Source organism: Prevotella sp. KH2C16 (assembly GCF_900113305.1).
Taxonomy (GTDB): Bacteria; Bacteroidota; Bacteroidia; order Bacteroidales; family Bacteroidaceae; genus Prevotella.
The window spans coordinates 94151-110659 of sequence record NZ_FOOW01000009.1 but is presented as its reverse complement, the minus strand read 5'-3'; the positions used below and the strand labels follow the sequence as shown (position 1 = coordinate 110659).

The 16509-nt window shown below is 49.3% G+C and carries 12 protein-coding genes; all 12 read left to right on the top strand.

Translation table 11 applies throughout. The features are described 5' to 3' along the window. The first annotated feature begins 10 nt into the window (after positions 1 to 10). The 12 genes from BM114_RS08040 (at position 11) to BM114_RS07990 (ending at position 16499) form a co-directional block, all read left to right on the top strand. Positions 11 to 1846 carry a RagB/SusD family nutrient uptake outer membrane protein gene (locus BM114_RS08040; RefSeq protein WP_092112240.1) on the top strand — a complete coding sequence of 612 codons (1836 nt, stop codon included), beginning with the start codon at positions 11 to 13 and terminating at the stop codon, positions 1844 to 1846. A 303-nt stretch (positions 1847 to 2149) separates the two neighbouring features. Further along, positions 2150 to 3280 (top strand): hypothetical protein, encoded by a 1131-nt coding sequence (locus tag BM114_RS08035; RefSeq protein ID WP_143089293.1) that lies wholly within the window; start codon positions 2150 to 2152, stop codon positions 3278 to 3280. Positions 3281 to 3286: 6 nt separating this feature from the next. Then, positions 3287 to 5131, top strand: coding sequence for a beta-N-acetylhexosaminidase (locus BM114_RS08030; RefSeq protein WP_143089292.1), 1845 nt, complete (start codon positions 3287 to 3289; stop codon positions 5129 to 5131). 12 nt (positions 5132 to 5143) lie between these two features. Then, on the top strand, positions 5144 to 6964 hold the full coding sequence (locus BM114_RS08025; RefSeq protein ID WP_092112234.1) for a beta-N-acetylhexosaminidase: 1821 nt from the start codon (positions 5144 to 5146) through the stop codon (positions 6962 to 6964). Between the two features lie 36 nt (positions 6965 to 7000). Continuing rightward, entirely contained in the window at positions 7001 to 7828 is an 828-nt protein-coding gene (locus tag BM114_RS08020) for an N-acetylmuramic acid 6-phosphate etherase (RefSeq protein WP_092112232.1), read from the top strand. Next, complete coding sequence (locus BM114_RS08015; protein ID WP_092112230.1) at positions 7828 to 8688, top strand: hypothetical protein; 861 nt, start codon at positions 7828 to 7830, stop codon at positions 8686 to 8688. The genes BM114_RS08020 and BM114_RS08015 overlap by 1 nt, the downstream gene beginning before the upstream one ends. Further along, positions 8685 to 9884 (top strand): glucose/galactose MFS transporter, encoded by a 1200-nt coding sequence (gene gluP, locus BM114_RS08010; RefSeq protein ID WP_255406466.1) that lies wholly within the window; start codon positions 8685 to 8687, stop codon positions 9882 to 9884. Before BM114_RS08015 ends, gluP begins: the two co-directional genes overlap by 4 nt. Positions 9885 to 10191: 307 nt before the next feature. Beyond that, positions 10192 to 10410: a hypothetical protein gene (locus tag BM114_RS08005; RefSeq protein WP_092112226.1), complete on the top strand. Its 219-nt coding sequence runs from the start codon at positions 10192 to 10194 to the stop codon at positions 10408 to 10410. Positions 10411 to 10413: 3 nt separating this feature from the next. Continuing rightward, positions 10414 to 12297, top strand: a complete 1884-nt coding sequence (locus BM114_RS08000; RefSeq protein WP_092112224.1) for a hypothetical protein — start codon at positions 10414 to 10416, stop codon at positions 12295 to 12297. Between the two features lie 211 nt (positions 12298 to 12508). Next, positions 12509 to 14383, top strand: a complete 1875-nt coding sequence (locus tag BM114_RS07995; protein ID WP_177207079.1) for a M64 family metallopeptidase — start codon at positions 12509 to 12511, stop codon at positions 14381 to 14383. A gap of 20 nt (positions 14384 to 14403) precedes the next feature. Then, complete coding sequence (locus BM114_RS14135) at positions 14404 to 14637, top strand: hypothetical protein (RefSeq protein WP_143089291.1); 234 nt, start codon at positions 14404 to 14406, stop codon at positions 14635 to 14637. Then, entirely contained in the window at positions 14628 to 16499 is a 1872-nt protein-coding gene (locus tag BM114_RS07990) for a BACON domain-containing protein (protein ID WP_092112219.1), read from the top strand. The genes BM114_RS14135 and BM114_RS07990 overlap by 10 nt, the downstream gene beginning before the upstream one ends. Positions 16500 to 16509: the final 10 nt, after the last annotated feature.

Below are 16509 nucleotides of genomic sequence, written 5' to 3'. Positions count from 1 at the left end.
AAATAGTTTTATGAAACAGATAGGATTAATCGTGGCATCAGCGGTTTTGCTGTTATGTTCCTGTTCGGATGATTTCTTGAGCAAGAAACCGTTGACCACCTTTTCAGAAGAAGATGTGTTTTCCAATGCTTCTTTGTTGGAGTCTTATGTGAACAGCTTTTATACAGTGGTTCCCGATCCTTTGACAGAAGGAAATATAGCCAGCATCACGGACGAGAGTTATTTCCGATATGGAGGTAATTCAACCAACTATATTGAGCGAGGTCAAATAGATCCGAGCCGCTTTATGTATGGATACGAAGGTGGGTCTGCTCACAATATTCGTACGACATTCCTTAACATTTGGAATAGGGCTTATACCCTCATACGAAGTATGAACGAAGTGCTCTCCCGTATTGACGAGGTAACGAACATTACAGAGGAGAAGCGCAATCAGTTGAAAGGGGAAACCTATTTCTTCCGCGCCTGGGCTTATGGAAATCTGATAGAGCGTTTCGGTGGCGTCCCTTTGATAACAAAAGTATATCAACTCCAGGACAGTATGGGAGTCAAGAGAAATACCTTTGATGACTGCGTGGATTTCGTCCTGAACGATTTGCATCAGGCAGAGGCTTTGCTTCCTGATAAGCCTTCTGAACAGGGACGCGTGGGTAAAGATGTGTGTCTTGCGTTTGAGTCCCGTATAACATTGATAGCTGCCAGTAAGCTGTTTAATGATTCTGATGATCCGGAAGGCTCTGTTTTTAAGGGGCAGTACAGCAAAGATAAATGGACGCGCGCACTCAATGCTGCCAAGGCGATTGTCGACCGTGCGGATATAGGCGGAGCTTATTCTCTGGATGACACCTATGATGGCTATTGGACAGATAGAAACAGTCCTGAGGTAATTTGGGCCAAATACTTCTCTACGACAGCAGGGGATAAAGCCCAACTGCTTTATTCACCGACATTCTTTAATGGCTGGACTGCTTGTGAGCCGTCTGAGGCCTTAATGTTGGATTATGAAATGAAAAATACGGGGTTGAAGCCTTTTGAAGATGGATCTGGCTGGGATCCCAATCATCCTTGGCAGGGCCGTGATCCACGCTTTTACAAGACAATACTTTACGGAGACTCCTCTTGCGTGTTCCGCGACTCGGTCTTTAATAACCATCTCTATTATGATCAGCCGGGGACTAAAGGAAAATATCTGAAGAAAGGTATCATGAATTGGAACCAGACACAGGATACTGGTTATGGTTTGCGAAAGTGGCATGTTGATGCCAATCCTATTAGCGAGACAGAAAACGGTACGATTATGTTCCCGTGGCTTCGATTGGCGGAAATGTATTTAAATTATGCAGAGTGTGCCTATATGTTAGGCGATGAGGCCACCTGTCGGGAGTATATCAACAAGGTGCGTTCACGGGCCGATGTCCAGATGCCACCTGTAACGGATACGGGGTCTTCCTTGTTCGACCGCTTGGTGAATGAGCGTCGTGTGGAATTGGCGTTTGAGCCTTTCCGTTATTTCGACCTTCGTCGGTGGAAGATAGCCGATTTTTATGAGTCCATACCGATTATGGGCTGTGCCGTGATAGAGTTCCCCGATGGTTCCAAGCAATATCGTACCGCTGTTGTTAAGGGTACTAATCCGAAGGAAAATGTAGGTTCAAACTGGGTCTATTCCAGCAAATGGATTTATACTTACTCCTATCGAGGCAAGAGCTACGATATTGATTATGGCTATTGTCAGAGCATGCAAGGAACGCAGAAGGCTTTCTCTAATAAAATGTATCTCTGTCCGATTCCACAAATCGAAGTTGATAAAAGCGGAGGTTCCCTGGTGCAGAATCCGGATTACTAAACATATACCATCTCCAGAGAGCTGTGTAATGCGGCACAGCTCTCATAATGATAAGTGAAGGATGTAATTATGAATAAAAGTTTCCACATATTATTTTTTGTTTTCTTAGCATTTTTCCTGCCAACAACCATGACTTTGGCTGAACCGGCATTTACCTGTAATATCGGAATTGCAGACATCACGCCCAAAGGCCATGTGGTGTTGGCAGGGTTCGCTGCCCGGAAAGGGTTGTCTACAACTATACAAACTCCCTTGAGGACTCATTGTCTGGTAATAAGGAGTCCTCAGGGAGAAAAAATATGTATGATTACTAATGATATGATGGAACTTGACATCGCTGAAACCACGGCAATGCGCGATTCGATTTCGATGAGGACGGGGCTTCCTCTGGATCACATCTTTATGCATAATATCCATACGCACTCTGCGCCACGAACGGGAGGGACAAGTGCCGTACCAGGCGGTAGCAATTATAATTATTCCATGACCTATGGGAAGGTTATCATAGATAATGCAATAAAAACGGTAATGGATGAGAAAGGCTTCAAGCCATTCTCGATGGAGTTTGGTCAGACAACTTGTTCTATTAATATGAACAGGGGAGAGAAAAACGGTCCATGCACCCATCATGTTTATGTCCTCAGACTCATAGGCAAAGACCATGCTCCGATTGTCTCATTGGTCAATTACTGTTGTCATCCCGTAACCCTTGGTCCGGGAAGCCATGTCGTTTCTGCGGATTTCCCGGGCTTCGAAACGAAGTTTCTTAAAGAGGAATGGGGAGGGGAGGTGTTTCACTTTACTTCGGCTTCTGGGAATGTGGATCCAATAGGAGGCCCTCAACGGGACAGCTTGAACTCTTACAATAAAGGTAGACAGATGGCCGACTCCATTCTGCAGAAGATGAAGTTTCGGAAGATTAGACTGAAGAATGAATTCCGCATCTGTTATGGCGAGGCGCGCCTTCCTTTCCGGGTCGGGCACATCACTGCGGACACAATTACGAATTTTGCCCAGTCTATACTTGACAATCCGGTCGAAGTTTCTTCTACATGGAGGGAAGATGTTGCCAGTTGGTGTCGTCAGATGGTAAGGCGCTATCATGAAGGTAAAATAAAAGATTATTTGCAGGTTCAGATTGCCGGAGTGAATATCGGTGGATTCCCCATCTTGTTTACGCAGGGTGAGCCGTTTAATGAATATGATGTGCAGTTGCGGAAAGAAGTTGGATGCCCGATGCTGTTCATAGCCTATACCAATGGGCAGAATTCTTATTTGCCCAGTGCCCACGCTTATCAGACACCTTATTATGAATATGAGAAGAATCAGATGTTTGTATATGTAAAATCGCCCTTCCCTTTATCTGCTGATTTCCCGGCAGTCTATTCTAAGGCTTTATATGATATTCTGGCAAAAGCCTTAGACAAAAAATAGTTGGATATGAGAAACCAATGTGTAAGACTTGTGGCTATAGTGTCGATGTTGATGATTTCCATCAGCATGGGTGCCCAAAGATATGACATTATTCCTAAGCCGAAGAAGCTTATAGAGCGAGAAGGCGATTTTCAGTTAGTGAGGTCCACATTATTGAATGTCTCAACGGGCGATTCTGCCTTTATCGAGGTTGCCCGCGATTTTGCCAGACACCTGAAAACGGCTACCGGATATACGATTGCTGTCAACAATGGCAAGGAGGTATCTTCATCCTCTCAAATAGAGTTTGACAAGGTGGATGGCATGGGCGAGGAGGCTTATAGCCTTTCAATAAGCAAGCGGAAGATAGTGATTACTTCCTCTACGGCCCATGGAGCTTACTATGGAGTGCAGACTATATGTCAATTGTTACCGGCGGAAATTTATGACAAAAGGGTTGCCAAAAAGGTAAAATGGCAAATTCCCTGTTGCGAGATTCAGGATGAACCCCGGTTTGAGTATCGTGGTATGATGCTTGATTGCGCACGCTATTTCATGCCCAAAGAATTCGTAAAGAAATTCATCGATCTGCTGTCGATGCACAAACAAAATGTTTTTCATTGGCATCTGACCGATGATCAGGGCTGGCGTATCGAGATTAAGAAATATCCGAAGTTGACGAAGGTAGGCTCGTGGCGGCCGGAGACAACAGGTTATGATACGGATAGAGGAGACCATACTCCGCATGGAGGTTTCTACACACAGCAGGACATCAGGGAAATCGTGGAGTATGCGCGTCATCATTTCGTTACCATTGTGCCCGAAATAGAGCTCCCGGGACATGCTACTGCGGCTCTTGCTGCTTATCCGGAATTGGCTGTCTTTCCGGACAGGCATTACGAGGTAGCAACAGGCTGGGGCGTGAAGAAGGATATAATGTCGCCGACGGTCAAGACTTTCCAGTTTCTGGAGGATGTCTTTTCAGAGTTGTTCCCGCTTTTTCCTTCACCCTATTATAGTATAGGAGGAGATGAATGTCCCCGCGACCAATGGAGGGAAAGCCCTCATTGTCAGGATTTGATGAAAATCCTGGGCACGGAGGATGCCGGCGACCTGCAAACGCTGTTTGTACAGCATATGGATAAGTTCCTCCGCGAGAAAGGCGGAAAGCGTGTCATCGGCTGGGATGAGATTTTGGATAATGGAGCCGTACCCTCTACGATCGTCCTTTCTTATCGGGGACATGCTCCGGCAGGCAAGGCCGTCTGGCAGAACATGAATGCGGTAATGTGTCCAAACCGCTGGTGCTATCTGGATTACTATCAGGAAGATACGGACAAGGAGCCGAAGGCGCAGGGATTGTTTCTTCCTCTTCGTAAGGTCTACAACTACTTCCCGATTGGAGATACGCTTTCTCAAAGTCGTTATAAGTATATTCTGGGCGTCCAAGGATGCATTTGGACGGAGTTTATCCAGAACCCTACCCGTGTAGAATACATGGGATATCCTCGTGCTGTCGCATTATCAGAGGTGGGATGGTGCGATAAGGGAGATAAGGATTGGGATAGCTTCAGCCGCAGGATGTTAAAAGAATTCCATCGGTTGGATATGAAAGAAGTCGCTTATAGTAAAGCTTATTTTAATGTAATTTTTAATTATGATCATAAACAGGAAGTCTATCCTAAGAAATTAGAACTTACCCTTGACTACCCAGACACGGAAATCCATTATACGACCGATGGATCTCATCCGACGATACACTCTCCTCTCTATCAGGCTGCACTTCAGGTAAGTAAAGGTGTGCATATTCGCGCCCGTGGATTCAGGCATAGTGGTGAGGCTGTTGGCGTAGAGGTCGATAAAGTCTTTTAATAAAATAATTGAATGATGCGTCAAATCATTTCTTTTGTCATGCTGTTCTTGCTGTCTATTCCCCTGCAGGGAGGGCGTGTGAGTATTATTCCCCAGCCCCTTGAAGTGGTGGAGCAGAATGGCGTGTTTACCTTTAACAGCTTAACTAAAATCGTGGTGCCGAAGGATAAGGATTATCAGCGTGTGGCGGGTTATCTCAGTAAGGCTCTCGGCACGACGGCCGGCCTGACTTTAAATACAAGTGTTAAGGCCCCAGGGAAAAACTATGTGGAGTTTCGCCGGGTAAAAGACTTGGATAAGGAAGGCTACCGTCTGACGGTTTCCACCGATGCCGTCATCATCGAGAGTAGTCAGGCCAACGGCGCTTTTTATGGGCTGCAGTCCCTTTATCAACTATTACCTCCAGAGGTGTTCGGTGAGAAAAAGGCCGGCATTGCTTTTTCTGCTCCTTGTTGCAAGATAGCCGATAAGCCGCGCTTTGTGTGGCGGGGCTTGCATTTGGATGTTTGCAGCCACTTCTTCGGTCCTCTGGATGTCAAGCGGTATATTGACTTGATTGCCATGCATAAGGGGAATGTCTTCCATTGGCACTTGACGGAAGACCAGGGCTGGCGCATTCAGATTAAGAAATATCCATTGCTGACGGAGAAAGGCTCTGTGCGTAAGGAGACGGTGATTGGCACTTATAAGTCAAAGTTCTATGACGGGACTCCGTATGGAGGATATTATACGCAGGATGAGATTCGTGATATCGTGAAATATGCAGCGGACCGATTTATCACAATCATTCCGGAAATAGAGATGCCGGGACACGCCTTGGCGGCGATTTCCTGCTATCCCGAATTGTCCTGTCAGCTGGAAGACAAGTATGAGGTAGGCACTCGCTGGGGCATCTACCGGCAGGTCTATTGCCCCAAGGAAGAAACCTTTGAGTTTCTGGAAAATGCTCTTTCGGAGGTCTTCACCCTTTTCCCTTCTAAGATTGTCCATATCGGTGGCGATGAATGCCCTAAGACAAGTTGGAAAAAGTGTCCGCATTGTCAGGCTTTGATAAAAAAACTCGGTTTAAAGGATGAGTTTGAATTGCAGAGTTATTTTGTCCAGCGCATAGAGAAGTTTGCCAATGCGCATGGCCGGCAGATTGTCGGCTGGGATGAAATCTTGCAAGGGGGGCTGGCTCCTAATGCCATGGTGATGTCGTGGCTGGGTGAGGCTGGGGGCGTCAAGGCGGCTCGGCAGCACCATTATGTGGTAATGACACCTTATCAGAAGTATTATCTTGATTATTATCAGGCCGACCCTGCCACGGAACAGATCTGCATGGATGCTCAGACAACCTTAAAGACCATGTACGATTATAACCCTGTCCCGGATTCTTTGACCGCCGACGAGCGGAAATATATTCTGGGCGTGCAGGGCTGCGTGTGGACAGAGTATATGAAAGATATGCAGCGTGTTGAATATATGGCATTCCCTCGCGCCTGCGCAATTTGCGAATCCGGATGGAGTAGTGCAGCCAATAAAGATTGGGTGAGCTTTACCCGCCGGCTGGAGCATCATTTTCTCCGGTTGAGACAGAAAAATATCAACTATTGTCAGGCATTCTATAATGTACAGATAGAAGCCCATAAAGACGGCCCGTGGAATCGTGTTGTCGTTCTGGCTGTAGATGCGCCAGATGCAGAGATTCGCTATACCTTAGACGGAACGGAACCGACGACACGGTCGGAAGCCTATTCCATGCCGTTTACCATCAATCAGTCTCAGGTGGTAAAGGCAAGGGCCTTCCGGCAGGGAAAACCCTTGGGGCGGACTATGCAAAAAGGATTTTAGGAACATTTCATATTCATGGTATAAACATATATAATTATGGCTTTAAGATTAACAGAACAACCATCCAAGTATGACAACTTGGAAAAGAAATCAGTAGACGAACTTATAACCTTGATTAATCAAGAGGACCAGACGGTGCCCAAGGCTATAGAAAAGGTATTGCCGGATCTGAGCAGACTCATCTCTGCTATAGAGACGCAGTTGCGTGCCGGAGGACGCATGTTCTATTGCGGCTGTGGAACGGGGGGGCGTCTGTCGGTGCTCGATGCCATAGAGTTGCCGAATACATACGGCATCAATCCCGAGATGATTCAGTGCGTATTGGCAGGTGGCGTTGAGAATCTTGTCCTTGCCTTGGAGGAGAAAGAAGACGACACGGAAGAAGGCTGGCGCACACTTCAGGAGCGTCATGTGTCGTCCAAGGATATCGTGGTGGGCATCTCGGCCAGCGGCACGACTCCCTATGTGCTCACGACTTTGAGGAAATGTCAGGAGCATGGCATCCCCACGGGCTCTTTTGTCAATAATGCCGGCTCCCCCATTTCGCAGTATAGCGACTATCCGGTGGAAGTGATTACGGGACCGGAGTTTGTAACCGGCAGTACCCGCATGAAAGCCGGTACCTCCCAAAAACTCATTTGTGATATGATTTCCACGACAGTTCTCATCCGGCTGGGGCGTGTGGAAGGCAACAGAATGGTAAATGTGCGGTTGATCAATGACAAGGTGGTGGACCGCTCCGTCCGCATGTTCATGGATCGGAATCCGCAGATAACAGATTATGAATATGTAAAGAAGATGATAGAAAAGTGCGGTAATGTCAAGAAGACAGAGGAATATCTAAAGGAGAAAGGAGAACTCTGATGAGGCTGATAGCTGATAGTGGTTCCACCAAGACCGATTGGGGATGCCTGGGAGATGACGGCAGTTGCTTTCGGTTTACGAGTGCAGGATACAACCCCAACTATATCACCCATGAATATATGGTTCGGGATATCCTCCAATCGTTTCCCAAGAGCATGAATCCGTCTGAGATAAAGGCCATTTATTTCTACGGGGCTGGGGTTACGGAGCTGCAGTTTCCGTTTGTCAGAAAGGCCTTGAGGAGTGCTTTCCCACAGGCATCGGATGTCTTCGTAGAGATGGATTTGCTGGCAAGTGCCCGTGCCTTGCTGGGCGATAGTCCCGGCTTTGCAGCCATTTTAGGGACGGGAACCAACAGCTGTCTTTATGACGGGCACCAAGTAACGCTCAATATCGACTCCCTTGGATTTATCTTAGGGGACGAGGGTAGTGGCGGATATCTGGGTAAATGCCTGATGATAGACTATATCCGTCGCAATGTAACAGGCCTGCCTTATGAGTTGATTCAGGAAAGGGTTAAGATGACAGGTGATGAAATCATCGATCAGATTTACACCAAGCCCTTCCCCAATCGCTGGTGTGCCCAGTTCAGCAAATTTATCGAGGAGCACCTGAACGACGACGAGTACTTTCCGAATCTGGTGCGGCGGTCCTTTCAGGATTTGTTTGACAAGATTATTACACACTATCCGGACTATAAGGAATACGAACTGAACAGCGTGGGCTCCATTGCCTATTGCTTCAGAGATATTCTGGAAGAGGTCTCGACTTCCTATGGAATGAAGTTGGGAAAACTGATAAGATATCCTATCGACGGCCTTATAGAGTACCACCACAGGCATTTATTGAGCGGAAAATGAGAAGGAATAAGTATTTGATGCCACTGATATATATCGGGGTGATGTATTTCACCGTAGGCTTCACGCTTGGTGTCAACAGCTATCTGGTGCCTTTGCTGCAGTCGGCGCTCCATGTTTCGGCGGGGCAGTCGTATCTGGTGCTGGCCGCCAACTTTGCCGCCTTCCTGTTGTTTGCCTATCCCACCTCGCTCCTTATCCGCAAGATAGGCTATAAACGCACCATGTCCCTGGCCTTCCTCTGCTATGCTATAGGCTTTGTGCTCTTTGTCCCGTCGGCCTCATTGCGCTCATTGCCGTTGTTCCTGGCAGCGTCGTTTGTCTGTGGAACGGCGAATGCCACCCTTCAGTCAGCCATCAATCCGTATGTAACGATACTGGGCCCTATCGACAGTGCCGCCAGGCGTATGAGCATCATGGGCATCTGTAACGCGTTTGCCTGGCCGACAGCCCCCATCGTGCTGGCGTGGGTTATCGGTAAGCCGCTCGGTCAGGTGGCCTTGACAGACATATCCAAGCCTTTCTTGATGATAGCTGCCGTCTCCGTGGTTTTGTCATTGGTCATGCTCAAGGCGCCTTTGGAGGAGATAAAGGCGGTGGGCGAGGACGAGGAAAGCGTGGCCGATTGTCCCTATGCAGCCGGCAAGACATCCATCTGGCAATTTCCGCACTTGATTCTGGGAGGTCTGACGCTGTTCCTTTATGTAGGTGTAGAGACTGTTGCCGATGCTACCACGGTGGACTATGCGGCCAGCCTGGGTCTGCCTAATCCCGACCGCTACGCCGTGCTTCCCAGCATCGGGATGGTAACGGGGTATGTTTGCGGCATCTTGTTGATACCCAGACGGCTGTCGCAGAACAAGGCCCTGCGCATTTGTTCGTTCGTGGCCATCCTGGGCTCGCTGCTTGTCATCTTTGCGCCTGCCCGTCTGTCCATCTATTGCGTCATGTTTATCTCCCTCGGATGTTCGCTTATGTATCCGTCTATCTGGCCGCTGGCCATTGTAGATTTGGGTCGCTTTACGAAGACAGGGTCGTCTGTCCTTGTGTCCGGCATCGTTGGCGGTGCGGTGATTCCCACGCTTTTCGGATTCATGAAGGATGCCTGGGGTAACCAGAATGCCTATTGGATCTGCCTGCCGTGCTTCCTTGCGGTGATGCTGTATGCCTTTTGGGGTTGCAAGATTCGTACCCGGTGAAAGTGTTACAAGCCGTGTGTAACATGATTACACGCCGCTTGTAACATGATTACACGCCGCTTGTAAGACCCCGGGAAACTCTTGGCTGCATTCCGGGTAGCAGTCTGTGGCTGTTGGATTCCCGTCCTTTTTTTGCGCAAATTAGCGCAAAAATGTGTAAAAAAATATTTGAAATCACCGAAGTTTTGTTTGAGAAGTGATTTTTAAGGGCTATATTTGCAAAGTATAGAAGGGGAGAAGTGTGCCCTTTCCTATCATATCCTGACAACCAAAGCTTAAAATATATAAAACAACAAATTAAACGCCAATGAAAAATCTTGTATCAAATTCCTGCACGGAAACTCTGCGGGATACGAGGAAGAACTATCAGCAGCCGCGGATCAAGGCGATGAGCCTCGATGCCGTGGAGGCTCTCTGTGATGTAAGCACGGTCATTCCCAACCCGGAAATCCCGGGCGACGGCAACCTCTCTAAGGAAAATGAAGGAGGCTATGGGTATCACGACTATAATGTATGGGAGGATTAAGCCATGAAGAATAAGTTGTTTATGTTTGTTGCCACGCTGGCGTCGGTTCTGTCGCTGGCATCCTGTTCCTCTGACGAGATTGAGGGTGTTGCTGGAAATCAGGCAGCAGCCGGCAAGGGAATATCCATCAATGTGGCCCTGAAGCCGGACTCGCGCGCCGTCTATACCGACGACGGCACCAACCTGAAGGCTGCCTTCGAGAAGGATGTGGACTATATCACGGTGTTCTTCCGTAATGCCAAAACTCAATCCATGCAGGAGTGCAAGCTTACCTGCACGAGCGTTTCCTCTGCGGGCGGCACATTCACTTCCGACCCGAGCGAGCTCACGGCGGACAAGCTGAAGGGAATCATGGCTGGGGGAGAGCTCGCCGACCTGCATATGATTCTGGCAAGCACGAAGAACAAGCCTGACTTCTACGATGTGTTTGTTAACGACCTGAGCACTCAGGATGGCACGCTGGAAGATGCCACGGCCCACATGCAGCGGGTTACCAACCACGACATGACCGTGGCCGAGAACTATGAGTGGGACGAGGCAAACGCCCTGCTGACGCTGAAGAATGTGGACTTCAACTCCAATCCGGAGCTGTGCACCTCCATCATCAAGGTGAAGGCCGTATTCCCGGCCGATGCCGAAGTGGTAAAGGGTGAGACGCCGATAGACCTCTATGGAGAGAATGCGTATAGTAAATATACATGTGGCTGGGGCAATGCGAACAGTCCTACCATTACAAACGGGACCGTGCCCTTTACAAAGGCGAAGGTGGCCGAGCTGCAGGATAATGCGGACGGGACGAAGACGGCCGTTGCCTATGTCTGCTTCTGGCCTACCACGAAGAATCCTTTGGGATTGCTGGAGGTAAAGTCCAAGGTCGGCGATATCGACTATACGGGTGAATATACTGTGGAGCATGTAACGATGGGAGAAGCCGGAGACGCTACCACCTTGAAAGGTGCCAAGCTTTATACCCTGCCCATTACGCTGGCACCGAGCCAGACGATAACCCGCTGGGTGAACGACGCCGAGAGCACTATAGAGGTTGCTGGAGCCACACTTGAGACCTCTAATGTCAATTGGCTGACATTTGGCGGCGGGCACATTGCCATTGAGCCCAATGCGACGGGGGCGCCCCGTACGGGTGAAATAGACCTGAAGGCAGATGGAAAAATGTTGAAGTATGTAATTACTCAGCTTGCGCCCAATGACTTTAAGGGCACCTATACATTCACCTCCAAGACTTTCCAAGGCGATGGAGGCCCCTATAAGGACAGCAATAAAATGGCTATAAGCGGCTTTAAGTTTGGGGATCCATTGCATGGAGAAACCTTGAAGGATGCTGATGATACGGAATATACCAATCAGATTGGCATTACAGGATTCTATCCGAAGGCCATTGCCGATGCAACCATCGTGATAGACTATGAGAACCAGACGGTGAAACTCGGAGTCTTCCTGGACGGCCGGGACGACAAGGGGCAGCCGGTAAGTACCATTACCAACTTCCCGAACATAGCCATTACGCCGGAACTGGCTACGGCTATAGGTAGCAGTTGGGGAAAACCTTGGAAGTTCAATGAGTCGGATTTGGGTACTCCCGACTATACCTGGATATGGTTCCAGGGCTCTTCTGACCTGAAGACTTTTACCTATTACAATAATACCAACCAGGAACTGACCCAGTACGGAAGCCCGACGATGAACAAGATTATCGGTATCAATGTAATCTGCTCTACGGGGGATATCAATCAAGCCAATGTGAGAGCGGGTTATGTGGAGGTATATCAGTGTAACTCTAACCTGACATTTACGAAGACGGCCAATGCTCCAGCCGGTGCAAAGACGGATGCCAGCGGCATCACGGCCACGGGTTATACGGTAAAGTAATGATAAACAATTTCCAACCAAAGGGGAGAAGGCGCAGGCTTTCTCCCCTTTCTGCTGTAATGCCGTTTGCGCAATATCGTTGCGCAACCTTCGTTCTTTTGAAGAAAAAAGATGGCATTGTCTTTGAAGTTGGATGAAAAAAGACTACCTTTGCAATAATTACGCTATCCAATATTTCAGAATCTATTAAAAAACAACAATGACTGAACATATGAGAAAACTAATATTCCGCGGCGCGGCAGTATTGCTTTGCCTGCTTCTTCTCGCTGCATGCTCTGAAAGCGAGGAAACTATCAGCGAGACTCCGGTGGAGCGCACGAGCGATTTGACTGGCTACAAGCTGGTCGTGAATGCAACGGTTGGCGCGGCTTCCCGTATGTTGCCCGAGACTGGAGCCTGGGAAAACGGCGACAAAATCTATATCATCCTCGACGGCGAGGAGTCGAATGCCTACCAGCTCACCTATTCCGCGTCTGGTAAACAGTTTTCCATTGAGCCCGTAGGACAGAGTTCTGCCGGCTTTGCGGCAAACGGAACGGTAACGGGCCTCTATGCGTCGGCTGGCTCCCTGTCTCTTGCCGGCGGCAAGCTGCAGGGTACCACGAAGGGCGATGTGGTCTATACCCCGTCGGGGAGCTACACGAAGTCCGGCCAGACCATCACGATTACCATGCGCCTCGACCAGCGTAAGACCTCGCTGGTCAAGATTACAGGCTGCAGCAGCGAGGCCTATGTGGAGAATATGAAGGCCAGCTTTACCAAGCTGACCTCACTTAAAGACCTCGCCTGGGATGAGACGGACACCACGCCGTCTTATATTTATGATGCTGCCGGCAAGGCGACTTATTGCTACGGAGCCCTTCCAGACGACGGAAAGATAGCAATGAGGTATAAGGATGGCTACAGATATACCCTGAAATCTGCGCTTCCGCCATTGGCCGCCGGGGAGATGAAAGTCATACAAGGACCGGAAGAGGCGCCCGACGACTGGGTAAAGGACGCGTCGGAATTCTATGCCGACGGCGAAGTGATTACCTATCATACGGCAACGGGCGCCAAGGCTTTTACCTTGGTCGTGATTCCAGAGGGCTATCAGCTGGCTGGCATGAAGAGGTCGGGCGGCCAGTTCTATGCCGATGCCAAGGCCGCGATGGACAAGCTCTTCACCGTCGAACCGTATAACCGCATGAAAGACGACTTTAATGTCTACTTCATTGCGGCTGCCTCAAAAGATGCCGGAGCGGATATCTATACCGATGACACCAGCAGCAAGAAGGTGGCAACCGAGCGTGATACCTACTTCGGCGCAGGCTGGGGGCCGGGCGATAACAGCTATTCCTATATGGGCGTGAAGGATGAAAACAAGGTCTATAACTTCGTGAAGCAGTATTGTCCAGACCTGAACGGTAAGGGTTCGTTTACGGGAAGCATCACGAATACGGCCATCCTGATGCTGATTAATGACACGCGCTATGCGGGCATGTGCCACAGCAAGTCTAACGGACAGAGCTATGCCATGGTGCCCACCTTCCCCAGAACGCGTGCCTGGAGCAACAATGTGGGTGCCCCGAAGAATACGGGAACCTGGACGAGCATCGTTGTCCACGAGTTTGGCGGGCATGGCATCGGCCGTCTGGGCGATGAATATTACACCCTGGGCACGAGCATAGGTATATGGGATAAACTTTCCTTGGGCAGGGAGCATTTGTACAGCGTGCCTTTCTCCCTCAATGTTACCTCCAGCGAGGATAATTATGGCTGGGACTGGATGAAAGACAAGGGATATTCCGGTGAAGGACTTTACGAGGGAGCGTATGGCTATGAGAAAGGAGTATGGCGCCCGGAGTCGTTGAGCTGCATGGCAGATAACCGTCCCTATTTCAATGCGTGGTCCCGCTATCTCATCATGGAGCGTGTCTACAAGGCATGCGGGCTGGCCTTCGATAAGGATGTCTTCTATAATGCCGACAGCCGGATTTCTTCTTATGCGAATGCCGCAGGTGCGAAGGCTTATCGGATGCCGTCGTCTGAGATGAAGAATATAGAAGTGATGCCGATGACGGCCCGTCCTGTAGTGGACAGGTAATTTAGGCGTAATATACTATTATGATGAGAGAAATCATGATAACACAACAGCATGGACAGCATGGACACAGGGAATACACTTGCCCCAGATGTAAGATTCTCAACATCTTGGAAGATGAGGAACTGTGCTATGGATCTATTGACGATGTCGGCAATGGAGGCGATATCGATGGTGATAACTACAATTCCAAGGAAATGGATGCCAGTCCGTTTGCCAAGGAAGGAGAGCAAGAGGAGGGCGGAGTATGGTATTAAGGAAAATCTTTCTCGCTGCGGCTTCTCTAATCCTCTTGGGAGGGTGCTCCTCCGATGAGCTTGCCAATACAACGGGAGGCTCGAAGACCCCAGGCGTTACGATTTCGGCAGGTATGGATGAGGGGACGCGTGTATCGTTTACACCTTATACGGAAGGAGCGGAGAGATTAAAGGTTGCATGGGAATCGAGCGATGCCCTCTTTGCGGTAGTTTCCAGTTCGACGAATACAGGTAACTTTACAGTCTCCCAAATACAGAGTGATGTCCATAAAGCTAACTTCACGGGTACTTTCGACACGCCGCTGACGCAAAGTTCAGAGGTGAGTGCCTGCGTAAAAACGGCCAGTTCGACGGTTTCCGGAACCGGTGCAACTTTCGAATGGTCTACCCAGACAGGTGTGGCCGCAGACCTCGGGAAGTATGACATTCTTACGGGTAACGGCAACTATGAGCCTTCCGGGACATCTCCCATCCATATGCACTTCGACCATCAGATGAGCTTCCTCAAGGCAACGGTTATCTTGCCTGTGGCAGCAACCGGCAATACAGCTACCGTTACATTGAAGGGGACAGGGCTTCCGACTTCCGTTGTATGGAATGGAAACACAAATACTTTCTCTGATTTGAAGACGGGCAATATCACGCTTACCGCCGCTCCGGTCAATGGGACTGAGGTTACCGTCTATGCCGCACTCTATCCCGGCACAGTAAAAGAGCTCTGCGCCGATGTTACCGTTGACGGCACGACTTACGGTAATCTGCTGGTTACGCATAGTGCAACGCTTGAGGCGGGCAAGCTCTACACCGTCTCCCGCAATGCCTCGTCTATTGAAGACATCAAGCTGTGGATACCCGATGCAGCCTGGAGTAAGGTCATTGACTGCAAGAACTATAAGATAGCATCCGTCGCAAGGGAGCCCGAGGAAGGTTCCGACTGGTTGAATGTATCCTCCGATGGAACCCATGTAACCCTCTCCGCTGACGCAAACACCACGGGAGCTCCCCGTCAGGCAACCTTGAGCTTTACCAATGGAAGCAGCACCACGACGGTGGACATCACCCAGATTGAGGACAAGGACTTCGCCGGCACATGGGATATGACGGCGTTCAAGGTTTTCTATACGACGGGAGATGCTACAATTACGGGAGTGGGCACCAATATTCACGACAATACATGGTCTGCCATCGGTACGACGCCCGGCGATGGCGCCACAAACGACATCGTGAAGGAGGGTGTTGACTACGGGAATAAGCAGGAAATGGAGATTGACTATCAGTCTGGCGGCAGCAGCATTGCCGGTATCTATCAGGCCGGTACCCATAGGCAGAACCTTTCCATGCGGGGCCTTTACGAGAACTTGAGGACCAAAGGCAGCGCGGAGGTTGACTATTCCAAGATGTCTGCCAATGTCTATTTCTTTATAGATACGAATCAGAGTAATAGCAAGAACCAGCGTCTCTATACGGGAACCTATGCGGGGCAGTATGCCAATTTGATGCCGGAGTTCTATAATACGAGTACTTCAACGCATTGGGATTTCCAATATGCGTGGACTGGAGGAACGGGATATTGGTGGTATCGTGGCGATGTAACTGTCGCAGGGCATACCACGAAGGTCTCCTGGTATGCCAATGGCACCAATGGTTACCAGAATCTCAGTGCAAAGCTGCGAGTCGTGGGGCTACAGGTAATGCGATATACAGGGCCGGTTCCAAGTGCGAGTTATATCATCCGCGAGCCGGAGAGTCTTGGAGCACCGAAGCCTAACTGGGGCGCCTATGCCATCACTTACCAAGGCGACATCGTAATGAAGCGCACGGCCGACGGCTACAGGGAAATTACGATTGGTGGCGATAACTAACCCTATCAAG

Excerpts from the sequence above, each read along its gene's own strand:
- BM114_RS08040 (WP_092112240.1), top strand. The coding sequence starts at position 11 with ATGAAACAGATAGGATTAATCGTGGCATCAGCGGTTTTGCTGTTATGT.
- BM114_RS08035 (WP_143089293.1), top strand. The coding sequence starts at position 2,150 with ATGATTACTAATGATATGATGGAACTTGACATCGCTGAAACCACGGCA.
- BM114_RS08030 (WP_143089292.1), top strand. The coding sequence starts at position 3,287 with ATGAGAAACCAATGTGTAAGACTTGTGGCTATAGTGTCGATGTTGATG.
- BM114_RS08025 (WP_092112234.1), top strand. The coding sequence starts at position 5,144 with ATGATGCGTCAAATCATTTCTTTTGTCATGCTGTTCTTGCTGTCTATT.
- BM114_RS08020 (WP_092112232.1), top strand. The coding sequence starts at position 7,001 with ATGGCTTTAAGATTAACAGAACAACCATCCAAGTATGACAACTTGGAA.
- BM114_RS08015 (WP_092112230.1), top strand. The coding sequence starts at position 7,828 with ATGAGGCTGATAGCTGATAGTGGTTCCACCAAGACCGATTGGGGATGC.
- gluP (WP_255406466.1), top strand. The coding sequence starts at position 8,685 with ATGAGAAGGAATAAGTATTTGATGCCACTGATATATATCGGGGTGATG.
- BM114_RS08005 (WP_092112226.1), top strand. The coding sequence starts at position 10,192 with ATGAAAAATCTTGTATCAAATTCCTGCACGGAAACTCTGCGGGATACG.
- BM114_RS08000 (WP_092112224.1), top strand. The coding sequence starts at position 10,414 with ATGAAGAATAAGTTGTTTATGTTTGTTGCCACGCTGGCGTCGGTTCTG.
- BM114_RS07995 (WP_177207079.1), top strand. The coding sequence starts at position 12,509 with ATGAGAAAACTAATATTCCGCGGCGCGGCAGTATTGCTTTGCCTGCTT.
- BM114_RS14135 (WP_143089291.1), top strand. The coding sequence starts at position 14,404 with ATGATGAGAGAAATCATGATAACACAACAGCATGGACAGCATGGACAC.
- BM114_RS07990 (WP_092112219.1), top strand. The coding sequence starts at position 14,628 with ATGGTATTAAGGAAAATCTTTCTCGCTGCGGCTTCTCTAATCCTCTTG.